The organism is Roseateles sp. P4_D2 (assembly GCF_056401875.1).
On record NZ_JBFUIM010000004.1, the window covers coordinates 37,309 to 55,052 of the forward strand.

General features: G+C 67.4%; 15 protein-coding genes and 1 pseudogene. 11 read left to right on the forward strand and 5 right to left on the reverse strand.

The window, feature by feature from the left end; translation table 11 throughout:
- Nucleotides 1-133 precede the first annotated feature (133 nt).
- From AC1DW0_RS08260 to AC1DW0_RS08270, 3 genes are all read left to right on the forward strand, one after another.
- Nucleotides 134-1,066, forward strand: a complete 933-nt coding sequence (locus tag AC1DW0_RS08260; RefSeq protein WP_457447739.1) for an ornithine cyclodeaminase family protein — start codon at nucleotides 134-136, stop codon at nucleotides 1,064-1,066.
- On the forward strand, nucleotides 1,066-2,481 hold the full coding sequence (gene dacB / locus AC1DW0_RS08265) for a D-alanyl-D-alanine carboxypeptidase/D-alanyl-D-alanine endopeptidase (RefSeq protein ID WP_477945363.1): 1,416 nt from the start codon (nucleotides 1,066-1,068) through the stop codon (nucleotides 2,479-2,481). Before AC1DW0_RS08260 ends, dacB begins: the two co-directional genes overlap by 1 nt.
- A gap of 211 nt (nucleotides 2,482-2,692) precedes the next feature.
- On the forward strand, nucleotides 2,693-3,265 hold the full coding sequence (locus AC1DW0_RS08270) for an FxDxF family PEP-CTERM protein (protein WP_457447743.1): 573 nt from the start codon (nucleotides 2,693-2,695) through the stop codon (nucleotides 3,263-3,265).
- Nucleotides 3,266-3,397: 132 nt separating this feature from the next.
- On the opposite strand, the gene AC1DW0_RS08275 is transcribed toward AC1DW0_RS08270, so the two are convergent.
- On the reverse strand, nucleotides 3,398-3,610 hold the full coding sequence (locus AC1DW0_RS08275; RefSeq protein WP_162247734.1) for a hypothetical protein: 213 nt from the start codon (nucleotides 3,608-3,610) through the stop codon (nucleotides 3,398-3,400).
- Between the two features lie 208 nt (nucleotides 3,611-3,818).
- Here AC1DW0_RS08275 and AC1DW0_RS08280 point away from each other — a divergent pair, with 208 nt between their 5' ends.
- Nucleotides 3,819-5,669 (forward strand): hypothetical protein, encoded by a 1,851-nt coding sequence (locus tag AC1DW0_RS08280; RefSeq protein ID WP_477945364.1) that lies wholly within the window; start codon nucleotides 3,819-3,821, stop codon nucleotides 5,667-5,669.
- Nucleotides 5,670-5,707: 38 nt separating this feature from the next.
- On the opposite strand, the pseudogene AC1DW0_RS08285 reads toward AC1DW0_RS08280, so the two are convergent.
- From AC1DW0_RS08285 to AC1DW0_RS08295, 3 genes and pseudogenes are all read right to left on the reverse strand, one after another.
- A pseudogene (locus tag AC1DW0_RS08285) lies at nucleotides 5,708-5,866 on the reverse strand (transposase); the annotation flags it as partial.
- Between the two features lie 79 nt (nucleotides 5,867-5,945).
- On the reverse strand, nucleotides 5,946-7,232 hold the full coding sequence (locus AC1DW0_RS08290; protein ID WP_477945365.1) for a glycosyltransferase family 4 protein: 1,287 nt from the start codon (nucleotides 7,230-7,232) through the stop codon (nucleotides 5,946-5,948).
- A 28-nt stretch (nucleotides 7,233-7,260) separates the two neighbouring features.
- Entirely contained in the window at nucleotides 7,261-8,298 is a 1,038-nt protein-coding gene (locus tag AC1DW0_RS08295) for a S66 peptidase family protein (protein WP_477945366.1), read from the reverse strand.
- Nucleotides 8,299-8,543: 245 nt separating this feature from the next.
- Between AC1DW0_RS08295 and AC1DW0_RS08300 the strand changes: the two genes are divergently transcribed.
- The 3 genes from AC1DW0_RS08300 (at nucleotide 8,544) to AC1DW0_RS08310 (ending at nucleotide 13,291) form a co-directional block, all read left to right on the forward strand.
- The gene (locus AC1DW0_RS08300; RefSeq protein ID WP_477945367.1) at nucleotides 8,544-11,384 is read left to right on the forward strand and encodes a peroxidase family protein; all 2,841 of its coding nucleotides are present in this window, start codon (nucleotides 8,544-8,546) and stop codon (nucleotides 11,382-11,384) included.
- Nucleotides 11,385-11,563: 179 nt separating this feature from the next.
- Nucleotides 11,564-11,797, forward strand: coding sequence for a DUF1653 domain-containing protein (locus AC1DW0_RS08305; RefSeq protein ID WP_457351020.1), 234 nt, complete (start codon nucleotides 11,564-11,566; stop codon nucleotides 11,795-11,797).
- Between the two features lie 30 nt (nucleotides 11,798-11,827).
- Nucleotides 11,828-13,291: a C13 family peptidase gene (locus AC1DW0_RS08310; RefSeq protein WP_477945368.1), complete on the forward strand. Its 1,464-nt coding sequence runs from the start codon at nucleotides 11,828-11,830 to the stop codon at nucleotides 13,289-13,291.
- Here AC1DW0_RS08310 and AC1DW0_RS08315 read toward each other — a convergent pair whose 3' ends face one another.
- Nucleotides 13,292-13,882 (reverse strand): hypothetical protein, encoded by a 591-nt coding sequence (locus tag AC1DW0_RS08315; RefSeq protein ID WP_457351016.1) that lies wholly within the window; start codon nucleotides 13,880-13,882, stop codon nucleotides 13,292-13,294.
- Nucleotides 13,883-14,209: 327 nt separating this feature from the next.
- Between AC1DW0_RS08315 and AC1DW0_RS08320 the strand changes: the two genes are divergently transcribed.
- The 4 genes from AC1DW0_RS08320 (at nucleotide 14,210) to AC1DW0_RS08335 (ending at nucleotide 17,675) form a co-directional block, all read left to right on the forward strand.
- Nucleotides 14,210-15,184 (forward strand): helix-turn-helix transcriptional regulator, encoded by a 975-nt coding sequence (locus AC1DW0_RS08320; RefSeq protein WP_457325274.1) that lies wholly within the window; start codon nucleotides 14,210-14,212, stop codon nucleotides 15,182-15,184.
- Between the two features lie 447 nt (nucleotides 15,185-15,631).
- Nucleotides 15,632-16,027 carry a pentapeptide repeat-containing protein gene (locus AC1DW0_RS08325; RefSeq protein WP_457351012.1) on the forward strand — a complete coding sequence of 132 codons (396 nt, stop codon included), beginning with the start codon at nucleotides 15,632-15,634 and terminating at the stop codon, nucleotides 16,025-16,027.
- Nucleotides 16,028-16,600: 573 nt separating this feature from the next.
- A complete protein-coding gene (locus tag AC1DW0_RS08330) occupies nucleotides 16,601-17,368 on the forward strand; it encodes a hypothetical protein (protein WP_477945369.1) in 768 nt (255 codons plus the stop codon).
- Nucleotides 17,369-17,390: 22 nt separating this feature from the next.
- Nucleotides 17,391-17,675 carry a hypothetical protein gene (locus AC1DW0_RS08335; protein WP_457326247.1) on the forward strand — a complete coding sequence of 95 codons (285 nt, stop codon included), beginning with the start codon at nucleotides 17,391-17,393 and terminating at the stop codon, nucleotides 17,673-17,675.
- The last annotated feature ends 69 nt before the right edge of the window (nucleotides 17,676-17,744 follow it).

Genomic DNA, 17,744 nt, shown 5'->3' on the forward strand with positions numbered 1-17,744 from the left:
CCGCACCCCAGGTGTTGCGCGCTGTTCAATGAATGCTTGTGCGCTGCACATAACCTGCGGGAATGCGTGCTGATGTGAAAGCACGCGCACGGTGCGCGGCGGCCCTCATACAGTGCCGGCGGAGGTTTTCTTCATGCGATTGATCACTGAGGCCGATGTCGCGGCCGTACTCGACCCGGACAGCGCCGTGGCCGCCCTGCGTGCCGCCTTTGCCCAGCACGGCCGCGGCCAGGCGCAGGTGCTGGCCCGCCACCGTGCCACCGCCACGCAGGGCAGCGCCGCGCTCGCGATCAGCGCGATGGGGGCCATCCTCGACGCCGACGGTGAGTTGCCGGCGGTGCTCGGCACCAAGGTCTATTCGGCGCGCAACGGCAAGTACCACTTCCTCGTCAGCCTATTCTCGGCCGAGACCGGCGAGGCGATTGCGACGCTGGAGGCCAACGAGTTCACGCGGCTGCGCACGGCCGCGGCCAGCGCCGTGGCGGCCGACCTGCTGGCTTTGCCAGAGGCCAGGACGTTGGCCGTCTTTGGCGCCGGCATCCAGGCGCGAGCCCATGTCGAGGCGCTGACGCGGGTGCGGCGCTTCGAGCGCGTGCTCGTCTGCGCGCGCAGTGGCGGCGAGGCCTTCGCGAGCGACATCGAGGCGCAGATCGGCTTCCCGGCCCAGGTTGTGGACGCCGCCACGGCGGCTGCCGAGGCCGAGGTGGTTGTCACGGCGACGCGCTCGGCCACGCCTTTGTTCGGCGGCGCTCTCGTCAAGCCCGGTGCCTTCGTTGCCGCGGTTGGTTCCAGCACGAAGACGGCGCGCGAGCTGGACGATGCGTTGCTGGCCCGTGCGGCCCTGGTCGTCGTTGAATGGCGCACCGCCGCCGAGCTGGAAGCCGGCGACATCGTGCAGGCCGTGCCGGGCGTCATCGCGCCCGAGCGGCTCGTTGAGCTGGGCGAACTGATCGTCAGCCCGCGTCCGCGCGAGGCGCAGGACATCGTCGTCTACAAGAGCGTGGGCATCGGCCTGGAGGATGTGGCCCTGGCCCGCTTCGTCGCTTATTCCCTGGGGCTGTGCTGATGCGCGCCTGGCTACTTGCTGCCGCGCTGGCCTTGGCCGGCTGCGCGACGACCTCGGTGCCCGACCCCGTACAGGCTGCGCTGGCCAAGGCCGGCCTGCCGGCGGAAAGCCTCGGCTTTGTGCTGCAACCGCTGGACGGCTCTCGGCCGGCCTTGAGCCAACGCGCCGACGCGGCGATGGCGCCGGCCTCGACGATGAAGCTGGTGACGGCGACCGTCGCCATGGACAAGCTCGGCATCAACCACCGCGGCCGCACCGAGCTGCTGGCAGGTTCGGTTCCTGTCGGAGGGACCATTGACGGCCCGTTGATCCTGCGAGGAGGCGCCGATCCCGACCTTGACTGGCCGGCGTTGTGGTGGCTGCTGCGCCAGCTGCGCGAAAGCGGCGTGCGCGAGATCCGCGGCGGCCTCGTCATCGACCGCACACTGTTCAAACCGACCCGCTTCGATGTCGGCCTGCCGCCCTTCGACGATGCCCCCGAGTTCGACTACAACGTCATCCCCGACGCCTTGCATCTCAACGGCAGCCTGCTCGACTTCGAGCTGCAAGCCACGGCCACCGGCGTTACGGCGCGCGCCCTGCCGGCCCTGCCAGGGCTGAGCGTGGATGCGAGCTCGATGACCTTGTCAGCAAGGCCGTGCAAGGACTGGGACGAGGATTGGAAACCCGCTCTTGTCCAGCCCGCCAGCGAGGGCTGGGCGCTGAAGCTGCAAGGGGCCTTCCCGGCTGGCTGCCATCAGCGCGCCCCGCTGCAGATCGTCGACCGGCAGTGGCTGGCCACACGGGCCGTGCGCCAGCTCTGGGCCGAACTGGGCGGCAGCATGGGGCCGGGTGACGCCGAGGCGGCCGCGCCGGCCGGTGCCGTCGTGCTCGCCACGCACCGCGGCCGGCCGCTGGCCGAGGTGCTGCGCGGGGTCATGAAGCGCAGCGACAACGCGCTGACGCGGCTCATCTACCTGCAGCTCGGCGCCCAGGCGGCGCAACCCGGCGAGCCGACGCTGGCGGCGTCTGAGCGCGTCGTGCGCGACTGGCTTGCGGGCCATGGCGTCGACACGGCAGCGCTGGTGCTGGACAACGGCTCGGGCCTGTCGCGCGGCGAGCGGGTCAGCCCGGCCCTGCTGGCCGGCGTGCTGCGCGCAGGGCAGCGTGGCGCCCAGGCGCCAGAACTGCTCGGCACCCTGCCCATTGCCGGTGTCGACGGCACGCTGTCACGCCGTCTGAAGGACGGCCCCGCCGCTGGGCAAGCGCGCCTCAAGACCGGCACGCTGCGCGATGCCGTCGGCCTGGCCGGCTTTGTGCCAGACGCGTCGGGCAAGCCCTGGGTCTTCGTCGCGCTGCTCAACCATCCCGAGGCTGCGGCCAAGGGGCGGCCGGTGCTGGATGCGCTGGTGGAGTGGGTGGCAGGGCAGCGCTGAAGGCTTGATCCCGAGCGGCGTCAGGCGGCGGCGTTTGTTGGCCGACTGACCGCGCTGCAACACGACCCGTCGACATCACGCCGGATCGTGTGTGTCAATCGCCTTGCCGAACCCCTAGTTGGAAAGTTGCTTAAGCCGCAGCGTCACCTATGTTTTCTGCTCGGCACCCGGTTAGGTATCGGGCGCCATGCCAAGGCAACAGGAGATCGCGATGGCTAGATTTGCAGGGTTCAGGCAGGCGGCATTGGCATTGGCATTGGCCGCGACGTGGTTCGCGACAATGGTGGGGCAAGCGCACGCGATGACCCGGGAGGTCGACTTCAACGTGCTCAATGCCACAGCGACGCTCCAGGGAACGTTCGGCTCTGGCGACACGCTGATCGTCGACACGGTGGTGACGCAGGAAACCGGTGCGCTGTCGCAGAGCGTCACGTTCACGCTAGGGGCGGGCATCACCGGCTTGACCGGGCGTGCAGTGTGGGAGATCTCGACTGCCGCCGGCCCGGGGCCGCGCCTCGTCGGCGTCAACATCGACATCTTCGATGCCAGCAACACCCTCGTTATCAGCGATGCGTTCGGTGGTGTCCTGGCCGGATACGCCGTGTCGACCTTCGACGGGGCCATCGGTCCCGGCACCTATCACCTGGTGGCCAATGGCACTGCAGTGCGCGATGCGGTGCTCAATATTTCCATCAGCGCGGTTCCCGAGCCGCGCACCTACGCGTTGCTGCTCGCCGGGATTGGGGCGGTGGGTCTGCTGGCGCGCAGGCGGCGCTTGGGTTGAGGCTCTTGGGCGTGCGGCAGGCGGTCCGTCGCAGTTGCGTCGGGACGTCCCACCGTGACGGCAGCGCCTTCATCGGGCAAGCCAGCGCAAGGACTGAGGGCGCCGCCGGGGAGGCGGCTTCGGCCGTGGCCCTCAGGCGACGGCCGGCGCCAGCAGGCGCAGCGTGACGGCGTCGGCATCCATCTGGGCCATCGCTCCCACCGGCACGGTCAGCTTGCGCTTGATGTGGCCGATGGCTGCGCCGCGGAAGACGGGGATGTTCAGAGGCAGGAAGTAGTCGTCGCCGGGCTCGCGCGTCGTGAAGCGAGCCCAGCCCGACGCCGACCCTGTGTTGTCATCCCGCAGTGCTCACCGGCGACCGTCTTCGTGCCGATCGGGCGTTGAAATCCATGCGTAGACGCTTGCGACGCAATGGCCACAGGCGCGGGCGCTTCGTGCCGCCGCCTGAGCTGCTCGCGGCGAACGCGCGGAGGCGGGATTCCATCGAAACGGGAGCGACGTCCAGGTTTTGCGTGATGGTCCTACGATCCCATTCCTGAACCGGGATATCTCCATGCGCCTGCCGCTCCTGTCGCTCCTCATTGCCTGCCTGACGATCCAGCCCGCGCCAGCGCAGGCCGACGCGGCCGATGCGCCAGTCAGGGTCAGTTTGTCGGTCAAGAGTGGCCGGGCGGCGTTCAAGGCCGGCGAGCCCATTGCGCTGGATCTGAGATTCCACGCGCTGCAGGCGCCGGAGCGCATCGTCACCAATTCGCTGGGCGACTACCTCTCTGACGAGGTCGTCATCACGGCGCTTGAGGGCAGCCCTCCCGCCGCGATCGATCACGAGCGCTGGATGCCGCAGCAGCACGACGTGATCAACCGGCAGGCTGTGCCCGAGGGGCAGGAGTTGTCGCTACCGCTGGTTCTCGATCAGCGGTACCGCTTCGATCGCCCGGGGCGTTATTCGGTGCACGTCGTTACTCGGCGGGCGGGACGCAAAACACTCACCACGAACGACGTCACGTTTGCCGTGGAGATGCCGTCGCCCGATGAGGATGCGGCGCGCGTCCGCATGCTGGCTGCAGAAATCACCGGTGCGCGGTCAGGGCGCAAGGCGGCGGCGGCCGTGCAAGCGCTGGCCCAAATGTCTTCCGATGCCGCGACGCAGGCCAAGCTCGATCTGGTTCTCGAACCGCAAGGCGCTCATCCGTACCGCATCGACATCCTGCGGGGGCTTTGGCATGCCAGCGACCGTCAGCGAGTCATCGAGGCGCTTGAGAAGGCTGTCATGGACCCGGCGCTGGCGCGCACGGATCTGATCGACGACCTCGTGCTCCTGAAGAGCAGCGTCGAGGCTTCATGGCCGGCGGATTGGGCGGCAGACGCCGCGCTCAGCAAGCGCATCCGCGCGGCGGCGCTGCATCGACTCGCTGCGACCCTGCCGCTGCGCGATGGGGAGTCCCGTCTGCAGGCCAGTTGGCTGGTTCTCGAACCCTTCCGCGGTGACGCAGCGGCCATGGATGTGACCGACTTTGTCGTCGCTCGGGATTTCATTGCCGCGCATCTCGACAAGTTGCAAAGCTACCAACTGGTCGGCTTGGCGCGCGACTTCCGCGGCGCCTTCGACGGCCTCGCCATCGTCGCCGCGTTGCAGCACTACCTGGACGCGCATCCGGACGACGCCAACGCGCTGAGCCTGGTCGTGAACCAATATCCCGACCTGGCCCAGCCATATGTCGTCCGCCACGCGTGCGGCGATCATCCGATGTATTTCGAGCAGGTCCGGGACTTGCCCGTGGCGACGCTGGCCGGTGTTGACGATTGTCTTCGCCGCAAGCTGCTGAAGGAGGCGCCGACAGCGGCAACAACCTCCGGTCAGATCGGGCTGGGTGTGACCCTGGCTTTCGTGGCGCGTTTCGCCACACCGGATCTGATCCAGGACGTCGCCCGGCTGATGCCCTCGCTTCAGGGGCGCTGGTTGCCCAATGCCAGAGCTGCCGCGCTTGTCTACCTGATGCGCTGGGACCCCAAGACCTATTCGGCGCAGTTCGAGGTCGCTGCGCAACAAGACGAGGGCGATGTGATGAGCTACACCGCCAAGGTCACCAGCCACTTACCCGCTGACGCGATGCGCGCCTTTTATCGCAGGACTCTGGAGAACGGTTCCGCGCACGACACGGCGCAGGCGGCGATGGTGCTGGCCAGCATCGGCGCAGTGGACGACCGGCCGTTGTTGAACGCGCGCCTGCAGCGCCTGCGCGAGGCACTGCGGGCGGGCCGAGGCTCTCATGATGACGAGAACCTGGAGGCGTCCTTGGTCTTCGCGATCCTCGACGGCTACGGCTGGCCGCGGGAGGAAGGTCTTGCGCTGGTGGCGACGTGCGTTTCCTCTTTCTGCAAGACAAGCTTTCACGTTCAATGACCTGCGCTGGGGTGCGTGACAGTCGATCCGGCGCCTTCGGGATGCCGGAGCTGTTGCGTCATCAAGAAGCCGTAAGCGGTAATGCTCAGGCTGGCGTGATGATGGAAGCCCCGCCAGCCTCTGCCTTTGTAGTGCCCCAGCCCCAGCTGCTGCTTGAGGTCTTGGTAGTCGCGCTCGATGCGCCAGCGCATCTTGCCCTCCAACACCATGCTGGATGCGCTCGTGAACTGGGTCACGGCGCAGCGCTGACGGCGCGGCCTTGCGACCGCCGCTGGTTCACTGCGCCGGTGGCGACGCCAGCGACCGAGCCACGACCGCCTCGTTGCGTGCCATCACCGCCGACCAATCGAATTCCAGCCGCGCACGCGCCAGCCCGTTGCCGGCCAGGCGGCTGGCCTGCGCCGGTGTGCGCAGCAGCGACCTGATCGCCGCGGCCAGCGCCTGGGCGTCGCCCGGCGCCACGAGCAGGCCGTTGTCGGCGTCACGCAGCACACTCGGCGTTCCGCCGCTGGCGGTGGCCACCACGGGCACGCCGGCGGCGTTGGCCTCGCACAGCACGCGGCCCATGGTCTCCACGTCACGCGCGCCGGCGTGGTGGCTTTCGTAGCTGGCCAACGCAAACACGTCGCTCGCCCAGTAGTAGCGGGCAATCTTCTCGTGGGGCACACGGCCTTCGAAGCGCACCACGTCAGCCAGCCCCAGGCGCGCGCAACAGGCTTCGTAGGCCCGGCGCCGGCGGCCGTCGCCAACGACCAACAGGCGGATGGCAGGGAATTCACCGCGCAACCTGGCCAAGGCATCGAGCAGGACTTCAACGCCCTTCTTTTCGACGAGCCGGCACACCGTCAGCACCACCTGCGCAGCCTCGGGCATGCCGAGTTCCGCGCGCGCTGCAGACCGCGCACCGGGCGGCGGGCGGAACTCGCCAGCGGCGACCCCGCCCGAGACGACCTCGATCCGCTCGCCCGCCACGCCAATCGCCCGCAGCAGGTTCGCCGTGTAGTCGCTGTTGGCCAGGATGCCGTTGTGGGCCGCCGCGGCGTGGCGCATCACGCGGTGGCGGCCGTCACGGAACAGCCGGTCGACCCAGTCGGGATGCTGGCCATGCTCCAGCCACCAGCTCAGCGCACGCTGCATGGCCGCCGAGCCGATGGCCCGGCTGCCCCAGGGGTAGGGATAGCCCAGCCAGGGCCGCAGCACGTCGTTGCCCACCGAGCGACAGACGACCGGAACGCCGGCGCGCGAGCGCAGCAGGCCGTAGAACACGGTCGATGCATAGATCGCATCGGGCCGGAACACGCGGATGCGGTCCAGCAGCAGCTCCTGGTTGTGCCAATAGCCCAGCCGCGACAGGACCCGATGCACCGCATGGGAGCAGCCGGCATCGAACGCGCGCGCGGCCTCGGCCATGGCCGGGTCGGTCACGCGATAAGTCAGCACTTCCACGCAGGCGGCGTGGCGCGCGAAGTGCGCCGCCAGATACCTGGCGTGCGTCTGCATGCCGCCGATGGCGGGCGGCCATTCGGTGAGGATGAGCAGCAGGCGCGGTCCGCTGGCACGCATGCGGCAGTCTCGGGGGGCGCCGGGGAACCTAGGCCACGGCCGGGCTCAGCAGCCGGATCGTTCCCGCGTCGGCATCCATCTCGGCCGGCGCACCGACCGGCACGGTCAGCTTGCGCTTGATGTGGCCGATGGCCGCACCCCGGTAGACGGGCACGTTCAGCGGCAGGAAGTAGTCGTCGAACACCTCGTCCAGCGTCAGGCTGCCGTAGCCCTCGCCGGGCTCGCATTTGGTGAAGCGGCCGAGCACGACGCCGCTCAGCTGCGACAGCGCGCCGGCCAGGCGCAGCGTCGAGAGGCAGCGGTCGATGCGGTAGATGTACTCGTTGATGTCCTCGAGAAAGAGCAGGGCGCCACGGCAATCGGGGAAATAGGCCGAGCCGGCCATCGACGCCAGCACGGTGAGATTGCCGCCCACCAGCCGGCCTTGCGCCTTGCCGGGGCGCACGGTGGTGATGCGCTCCTCGCGGGCGATCAGGTCGTCCACCGGCTTGACGACAGGGTTGCGCAGCACGGCGGCCTCGGCATTTATCGCGATGGCCTTGAAGCTTTGCACCGAGTAGTCGTTCCATTCCGACACGGCCACGGGGCTGTGGAAGGCGACGAGGCCGGTCTGGCGGTGGATGGCGTTCACCAGGCAGGTCAGATCGCTGAAGCCGCCGAAGAATTTCGGCTTGCGACGGATCAGCTCGTAGTCGAGCTTGTCGACGATGCGGTTGCAGCCCGAGCCGCCGGTCATGGCGAGGATGCCGGCCACGGAATCGTCGGCAAACATGGCGTTGATGTCGGCGGCACGCTGGGCGTCGGTGCCGGCGAAGGGCCCACGGCGTGCGGCGACGAATTCGCCCGGCTTGACCTTGAAGCCCAGGGCCTGCAGCACCTCGACGGCCATCTTCAGCGGCTCGCGCTCGAAGGTGGCGTTGGCGGGGCTGACGAGGCCGATCGTGTCGCCCGGGCGCAGCCGTGGCGCGAGCAATGGCCCGCCCGCGGCGCGCACCGGTTGGGCGGCGGCCAGCAGGCCGGCCGTGGCGGCGCTGAACTGCAGGAGTTGACGGCGTGACGGGTTCATATCGCTCGCAAACAATCAGAGATGAGGGGCTGGCCGCGTGCTCGGTCGCGCGGATTCGACGATTTGCGCGGCATTGTGTGCGCCCTGGCGGCATCAGCTGCCGCGGCCTGTTGCCAGTCGCGTGCAAGGGCAGGCACGGGTGGCTGTCCTCAAGGTGAATTTTTCGGGGCCTTCGAAGGATTGACGCTATGGCCGTAGCCTCGCTATGTTGCGCGATCTGCGAAGAACAAGACGAGGAGAAGCTCATGAAGCATGCACTCACCTGGCTGCTGCTCACGCCGATGCTGCTGGCCGGCTGCATCAGCACCACCCCCCAGGCCAGCCTGGACGACACCAGGAACTGCACGGCCATGGTGGCCGGGGGCTTTCGCAAGGTGGCCGACGAGCGCGGCGAGCGCTTCAATGGCAAGGTCGGCGAAGAGGTGGCGCGCTGCCGCGGCAGCGACAAGGCCGCGGCCTTCCGCAACACGCCCTATGTCGACTGGTCCAACTACTGGGCCACCGGCGACAAGGCCACGCTGCTGCCGGGAACGAGTGGCGTCGGGAGTCATCTCGGGCCCAACGGCCGGGGCGTCGACGGTGCGCTGCTGGACCTCGAGTACCAGCGCATGGAGCTGATCAAGTTCAACCTGTTCGACAACTCCGGCAGCTTTGCCGACTACGCCCAGGGCCGTGAAGGCGTGGCGGGCGCGGCCGTCAAGACCTGGCCCTCGATGCGGCTGGCGGCCGATTCACCGTTCTACGCGGCCGTGGGCGGCGACGGGCAGCAGCTCTGCCAGGGTGATCTGATCCGCTGGCGCCAGCTCAGCGGCGTCTGCAACGACATCCGCAATCCCAAGATGGGCTCGGCCGGCGCGTTGTTCGCGCGCAATGTGCAGTTCGAGGCGACCTACCCCGACATCAGCGACGACGCCCTGGCGCGCAACCGCCATGGTGACCGCATCGCGTTGCTGCAGCCCGACCCGCAGCTGATCAGCCGCAAGCTCTTCACCCGCGCGCAGAGCGACCCCGCCAAATGCCGCGACGGGCAAGGCCTGCCCGGCAATCCGGTGGACGCCAACTGCGACTACCAGAAGGCGCCTTTCTTCAACGTGCTGGCGGCGTTCTGGATCCAGTACATGACGCATGACTGGTTCTCCCACATGGAGGAGGGCCGCAACGAACCCAAGTGGATGCCGGTGGGCTGCACGGGCGATGCGGCCAAGCTGGGCTGCCGGCCCGATGACCGCATCGACCGCGCCTTTGTCGCCGACGGCAATGCGCCGCCGCGCTACACGGCGGCTGACGGAACCAAGCCGCTGGCACGCGCCTTCCGCACCCATGCCAACAACAACACGGCCTGGTGGGACGCCTCGCAGATCTATGGCTACAACAACGTCTCGCGCCAGCGCGTGAAACGCGACCCGGCCGACCCGGCCAAGCTGCTGATGCCGCCCGGCGCACGTGGCGGCGCGGGCGAGGCCCTGGGCCAGTTGCCCGTCTTCGCGGCGAACGACCCCATCCTGCCGCAATGGGCCGGCCAAGGCGCGGCAGCCTTCCCCGACAACTGGAGCATTGGCGTCGGCTTCTATCAGACGGTGTTCTCGCGTGAGCACAACGCCTTCGTCGCCGAGTTCCGCCGCCGCGCCGCGGCCACGCCGGATGCCGACTCGGGCCTGCGCGACCCGGCGAACCCGACAGCCGTGATCCGCTACCGCGACGTGTCGCCCGACGTGCTGTTCGAGGTGGGGCGCCTCGTCGTCGCCGCCGAGATCGCCAAGATCCACACCATCGAGTGGACGACGCAGCTGCTCTACGACGAGCCCCTGTACCTCGGCATGAACGCCAACTGGGGCGGCCTGTTCGAAGGGCATCCGTTCGTCGAGAACGCGCTGGAAGCCATCGTCGTGCAGAACTACGGCAAGAGCACCGACGCCAAGAAAGCCGGCCAGTGGTACTCGGCCCTGGCCTCGGGGCCGGGCATCTTTGGCCTCGGTGCGCGGGTCTACAAGGACGACAGCTTCTTTGCGCGCCATGACGCCAAGAAGGACGACATCTGGAACCTCGCCAACCCCGACCACGTGAACGGCGGCGTCAACCACTTCGGCTCGCCCTTCAACTTCCCCGAGGAGTTCGTCAGCGTCTACCGCCTGCATGCTTTGGTGCCGGACCTCATCGAGCTGCGCCACTGGGACAGCGACCCCAATCGCATCGCCGCCAAGGTGCCCGTCATCGAGACCTTCCGCGGCAAGGCCACCGGCGCGCTCGCCAACGAAGGCGCGGCCGACTGGGCGCTGTCGATGGGCCGCCAGCGCCTGGGCCTGCTGACGCTGGGCAACACGCCGGCCTTCCTGCAGAACCTGGCCATACCGCGGCTGCAGTCCAGCACCGGCAAGATCGACGTCGCGGCCCTGGACATCATCCGCGACCGCGAGCACGGTGTGCCACGCTTCAACGAGTTCCGCCGCCAGTACGGGCTGCGCCAGCTGACCAGCTTCGACGACTTCATCGACGCCCGCCTGCCGGCGGATTCACCCGAACGCGCTCGCCAGCAGAAGGTCATCAACGACCTGCGCGGCATCTATGGCCAGCACAAATGCGATGCGAAGAAGGTCATCACCGCCGCGCAGAGGAACCTCGACGGCAGCCCCATCAACGACTGCCTGGGCAAGCCCGACGGCAGCCTGGTGGACAACATCGAGGACGTGGACACGGTGGTGGGCTGGCTCTCGGAGTTCACGCGGCCGCATGGCTATGCGATCTCGGAGACGCAGTTCCAGGTCTTCATCCTGAATGCGTCGCGGCGCCTGTTCAGCGACCGCTTCTTCACCAGCAGTTTCCGCCCCGAGTTCTACGGCAACCTGGGCATCGAATGGCTGATGAACAACGGCCCGACGGGCAAGCAGTTCGAGGCCAAGGAAAGCAACGGCCACCGCATCGAGGTCTCTCCCTTCAAGCGCGTGCTGCTGCGCACCGTGCCCGAATTGGCGCCCGAGCTGGCGCATGTGACCAACGCCTTCGACCCCTGGGCGCGTGACCGCGGCGAGTATTACGGCCTGGGCTGGCAGCCGCGCCGCGGCGCGGAAAGCGACCCCGCATTCCGGTGAACCCCTCGTCCAGTCTCGCCCCGCTGCACGCGGGCGTGCCCAGCCGGTCCCCCGAGGGGACGGCGATGCTTGCGGCATTGAGCCGCAAGCACATCGCCAGAGCGGGCCGGCTAGGGAGCGGCCCGGCGCTCGGCCCGCAAGAACGTCGGTACGTCGACCACTGAGGTGAAATCGGGGGCATGAGCTCAGACCTGCCCCCGCTGCCCCACCTGGCCCCCGGCCGCTACCGTCACTACAAGGGCGGCGAATACGAAGTGCTTCATGTGGCTCGCCATAGCGAGACGCTGGAGGTCGTGGTGTTCTACCGGCCGCTGTACAACGACAGCGGCTGGTGGGTGAGGCCTTACGAGATGTTCACCGGCACACTGGAGGTTGACGGCGTCGTGCGGCAGCGCTTCGAGTGCATCGGCTAGAGACGGTGGCCGGCAGGGGAGGGCGGGTGGATGAATGAAGAAGATCAGGCGCAGGACGCGCCTGCAGGCGGGCCGTTGCTGACGGCTGCGGCGCTGGACGACGGTGCGCCCGCAGTGGGTGGCGCGTCATGGCTGCGCGAAGGCGCGCGCGTGCTGGTGTTCCTCCCGCCGCGATGGGAGGGCCTGGAGGCCGCGCCGGTGACGGTGGCGGCGCCGATCCTGGCGGGCTATCTGCTGCAGTTCATTGCTCAGCGCGTGATGATGCAGGGCGCGCCGATGTTGCTCTGGCAAGGCTTTCTCGCAGGTTGGGCGGGCATCGCCATCATGGCCTGGCTGTGCTGGGTGGTGGCGCGGTCTCGCTCGGCACAAGCGCCAGCGACGCCAAGGCCAGCCACGCTGTTTGCACTGGTTTGCATTGCCGGGCTGATGCTCGGCCTGTTTTCCGGCGGTGTCTTTCTTGGGATGCGAGCCGCGCTCGATCCGTTTGAGAGCTGGCCCCTGAGCCTGCAGCTGACGGCATGGCTGGTGCCCTTGTGCTGGGCTGGCCTGACGCGGCTCGTGCTGCTGTGGCGGGCGGCGGGTTCCGGGCTGGCGCGTGGTGCTGCCCTGTTGCTGGTCCCTATCCCGCTGATGCTGAACGGCTGGCTCGCGCCGCCGACATTCTGGTGGGCCGAGCCAGTGGCCAGTGCCGAGGCGGACGCCGAACCCGAGGTCGGGTTGCCGTTGACCGACGAGACCATAGGCAGGCAAGCGCAGCTCGTCGCTGTTGCATTGCAGGGCCTGCGACCACCGCAGCCGGGCCGGGTCAACGTCTACGCAGCGACTTACGCGCCCAACGCCTCGGAAGACGTCTTCATGCGCGAGAGTGCCACCGTTGCCAAGACGATGCGCGAACGCTTCGGCGCGGACGGTCGTCTGGTGGAGCTGGTGGCCAACCGCGCCACCACTGACACGCTGCCCTGGGGCACGCCGGCCAACCTGCGCCAGACCATCGCCCGCATGGCCGCGGTGATGGACCGCGACCGGGACGTGCTCTTTCTGCACCTGACCTCGCACGGCGGCCGCGACGGCAAGCTGGCCAACGACACCTGGCCGCTGAAGACCGAGCCCGTCACGCCCGACCTGCTCAAGCGCTGGCTGGACGAAGCCGGCGTGCGCTGGCGCGTGATCTCGGTGTCGGCCTGCTACTCGGGCAGCTGGATCGCGCCGCTGGCCGGCGACGGCACGCTGGTGATGACGGCGGCCGACGCGGACCACACCTCCTACGGCTGCGGCAAGCGCTCCGAGCTGACCTTTTTCGGCCGGGCGATGTACGAGGAGGCGCTGCGCAAGACCTGGTCCTTCACCGAGGCACATGCATGGGCCCGCCAGGTCATCGAGGTGAGGGAGAAGGAGGCGGGCAAGAGCGACGGCTATTCCAACCCGCAGATCAGCGAAGGCGCCGGCATCCGCGCTGTGCTCGAGCGCCTGGCGGACGAGCGACGGGCGCGCTGATCACGCCACCCGCGTCCAATCCATAGCCCAGTCCATCACCCAGGTCTTGCCGCCGTCGCGCGACGCGGCCTGCTGCCAGCGGCAGCTCGTCGGCGTGATGCGGTCCCAGACGCTCCGGTAGAGCACGGGCTTGCCGTCCTCCTCGGACTGCTCCTGGAAGATGCCCGCCCCGCCTTCGAAGCTGCCTGGCAGACCTTGTGCGCCCAGCTCGCCCGAAGCGGCGTTGACCCAGAAGTCCGACCACTGAGCCTTCTTCATGTCCAGCAGCCGCAGGCCCATGCCGCCGAACTGCCGTGCTGGGATGCGCAGCTCCTCGACGCTGCAGACGCCGGCCAGGATGGCGTGCACCGTGGCCTCGCCCTCGAAGACATCCCAGACACCATTGCGACGCCTGTGGTTGAGGATCTTCCAGCGGCCGCTCAGGAAGTCAAAGTCGCCGGGCTTGCCGGGCGTGCGCGTGGTGGGCAGGGCGCCCGTCATGGCCGGGCCGGGCTGGGGTTCGGCGGGTTCGGCAGGTGCGGCCCTGCTCGGCGTCAGCGCAAGGGCTGCGGCAGCTTGCAGCAGGCGGCGGCGTTCGGAGTTGTCGGTCATGCGCATCTCGTGAGTGAGTGGAGGTGGCGCATGCTGCGCGGCATGACATGACAATCGGCGTCATGTTTTGCGGAACATCATCCAACCTGGACTCGGCAGTCGGGCGCGCCCGAGGGGGTGGCGAGGCGGGCCGCGGGCAAGGCGCGCCGACGATGTGGGCTCAAGCCCACAAGGAGAAGCAACGCAGCCGGCGGCCCGAAGCGCCGAACCAGCGGACGTGCAGCGCCTGGCAACGAAGTGGTGAGGGTGGAGGCCACGGCCACTTCATAAAGCGCCGAGGTTTTTGATGAGTAGCAAGCGGCCAACTGCCGAGTCCAGGTTTCAAGCATGCGCGCCAGCCGACTCCTCTCCATCCTGATCCTGCTGCAGCTGCGCCCGCAGATCACGGCGCCGGCGCTGGCGCGCGAGTTCGAGGTGTCGGTGCGCACCATCCTGCGCGACATCGATGAGCTGTCCGCCGCCGGTGTGCCCGTCTATGCCGAACGCGGCCGCAGCGGCGGCTTCAAGCTGCGCGAGGGCTTTGCAACACGCCTCAACGGCCTGCTCGGCGACGAGGCCCAGGCCCTGCCGCTGCTGGGCCTGCCGGGGGCGGCCAGCGAACTGGGCCTGGGCGGTGCCTCGCAGCGGCTGCGGCTCAAGCTGCAGTCGGCGCTGCCGGGCGAGTCCGCCGCGCTGGCCGGCCGGTTGCAGGCGCGGCTGCATGTGGACCCGCTGGACTGGTACCAGGGCGGCGAGCCGGCAGCGCACCTGCCGGCGCTGGCCCAGGCGGTGCTGGAGTGCCGCCGCGTCGAACTGCGCTATCTGAGCTGGAAGGGCGAACGGGATTGGCGCGCCGAGCCGCTCGGCCTCGTGCTCAAGGGCGGCAGTTGGTATGCCGTCGCACGGGCCGGGGCGCGCACGCTGACGCTGAAGGTCGCCAACATCCAGTCGCTCAGCGTCGGCGAGGAGAGCTTCGAGCGCCCGGCTGACTTCGATCTGTCGACTTGGTGGCAGGCTTCGCTGCAGCGCTTTGAGAGGGAGTTGCGGCCCGAGGTCGCCGTCATCCGCATCACCGCCGAGGGCCGCCGGCGGCTGGCCGAGAAGGGCAGCTATGCCGCCCAGGCCGTCGCTGCCGCGGTGCCCGAGAAGCCGGCGGGGCCGCAGCGTTGGGCCAGGGTCAAGTTGCCCATCGAGAGCGTGGACCAGGCGGCGCGGCTGGTGTTGTCGCTGGCGCCGGAGGCTGAAGCAATGGGGCCGGCGGAGGTGAGGGCGAGGGTGGCGGAATGGGCAGGAGAGTTGGTGCGGCGTCATGCAATGGCATAGGCAACTCGCTGCAGTGCCATCAGGCGGAGAACTTGTAACTTCGCGCCGCTTTTGCCGATGTTTTATTGGCATAGTCATTGCCCATCAAACACTTGCAACGGCTGCTCCGGTTTTATGCAGCAGTGGCTGTCGCCCTAGAACACGTTCCCTTGATCTTCTGCTGCAGAAAACCTAACAGGATAAAGCGACGACTGTATGTTTATACAGCATCGAAAAACTGCTAGCTTGCGCTGCGTAGCAGGCGCGCACGCCCAAGCGGGCTTGGTGCGGACGAGCCAGCAACGCAGCGTGAACGTATCAGCCTTGCGTAGGCTGTTTTGCGCACAGAGTGGTGAGCTAAACCCCGTCGGAAAGTGCCCCGCAGAAGCTCCAGAGAACCTGCCACTAGAACGGACGCCACTGCGTGGCGCCGCTCACCTTCCACGTTGAACAGCAATGGCTACATCCGTGCCTGAACGCGCGAACGACTATCGACCACCAGAAACTCGGGCTGAGCTTGAAAGCCGCTACGCCGCGGGAGAGCGCTGCTTTCCGGAAACCGATCTGAGTGACGCCGATCTGTCGGGCGTGCAGCTAGATGGCGCTGACTTTGAAAAGCATTCGTGGTTCCACAGCGCCAACTTTGCTGGCGCCAGTTTGCGCGGCACGAGCTTTCGGGAATGCAACGTCAAGTGCGCCGACTTCTCCAACGCTGACCTCACGGGTGCCATATTCGAGCTCGCTTCAATCGAGTCGATCAGGGCAACGGGTGCCGTCCTCAGAGGCGTTAAGGTCAGAGGCGCCACCTTCTACGGCTGCGAGTTGCCCGATGGTGCGGAACTGCCGTCGTGGGAGTGGCAATGAATGCCGTCCAACCTTTCGCTGCAGCGGACGGCTCCGCCGTCCGCTGAGCTCGCGCGTTAGGCGGCATGGAAGCCAAGTTCATCGAACCGACCATCGCGAGTCGCGTCAAGCTGGCGCTGTGCGTGGTCTTCGGAATCGCTCTGTCTGTCGCCATGGATCGCTGGTGGGATCCATTCATGGAATTCGTCAAGGGTCTTCCCACATGCGAGTCACTGCCTTGGTATCGCGGCATCATCATTGCCTTCGTCCTCTTGTTCCTATCGGCGGGCTTCTCAGCCTCGCGCGCCGCAATCCTGACGCTTCGTTCCGGTCAGTCCCCTTTTCCCGGCGCCTGGGTGTGGTCCCGAACCAAGGTCCGAACGGGTTGGAAGGCAAGAGTCGATGGGTGGGTTTTCGCCCTTCTAGCGCTCGTTTGCTTCTCAGGGCCCGTCGTGGCAGGGTATCTTCTCCGCGTCAATGTCATCTTCTGCTGGCCAGTCTCATGCGGCTGCTAAATCCTCATTCACGCCTGCCGCCTAACCTTTCACTGCAGCAGACGGCTTTGCCGTCCGCTGAGTTTGCACGCTATCCAGCATGAACACGCGGCGCGTCCACGACCTGATGAGGCAAAAGTTTCCGCCGATCGGACATGCACGTCGGGAATGGGCGGTCGTCGCCGACAGCGACCAAATCGAAGCTCTCCTGACTGAGTACGTTCGCTCGTCAGAGGCATTGGTGGAAGTCCATCGGAAGCTGGGTGCGCTGTTGCCCATCGGCGAGGCCGCCCGCTTCGCGGCAACTCACATCGGGGAAGGCGAGATCCGCATTGCTGATCGCGAGTTCAGCGGCTTCGTTGTTATTGCGCAGAACGGGGTCGCCACTGGGTGGCGCATGCCGGACAACCCTTTGCTGCAGCGGACGTTGGGCGCCATGAGAACCGTCTACTCTTTGAGAAGCGATCCCGGCTTGGCGAGCATGCAGGCTGCCTCGCAAGGGGATGGTCCCCATGGGCTGAAGCAGACTCATGGACTCGTCGGCTCGGCTGACTGGTGGGAGCAAGTCGACAAGGGATCGCTGCCAACAAACACGACCAGCGGAACCGTCATTCATTTCTGGCCCGGCCACCACGGCGATTGGCCCGAAATCGAACTGCGTGAATCGGGCGGAGCATCTTCAAACTGGGGCTGTCTTATCCCCGCGCTAGAGGCTACGCAGCACTTTATGCTTGACGCTCAAGTTGAGATTGACCACGTCGAGCAAGAGTTGAAGGCCCCCTTCAATGGGGCTACTGCAACATGCGTGGTCACTGCCATCCGTGTGGCCCAACCGGGCACTGCAGCGGACGGCCTCGCCGTCCGCTGAGCTCACACGTCAGAGCGCATCAATGAAATCCTACGCAACCATCGCTCGCCGAGCGGTACGCATCCTCGGGCACCCAAACAGTGGGTGGTCGCCCGCAGATCCTGATGACGATAACGCGCTGGAGATCGAGTTTCGATTCGAGATCACAGACGATGGAAACAAGAACTTCTTGCTTGTTTGCCATTCGTTGGATGGGCGCTATGCCGCCGATACCTGGCATGAAACCCTTGAGGAGGCCGTTGCCTGTGCACAAGACTCCTATGACATCGCGCCATCGGAATGGATGATGTCTGGGCCCACCACCTAACTGAGTGAGCAGGCCGTGACGCAGACCGGCGCGTCAGGCGAGTTATGCCTTCCCTACAAGCCATGGAGC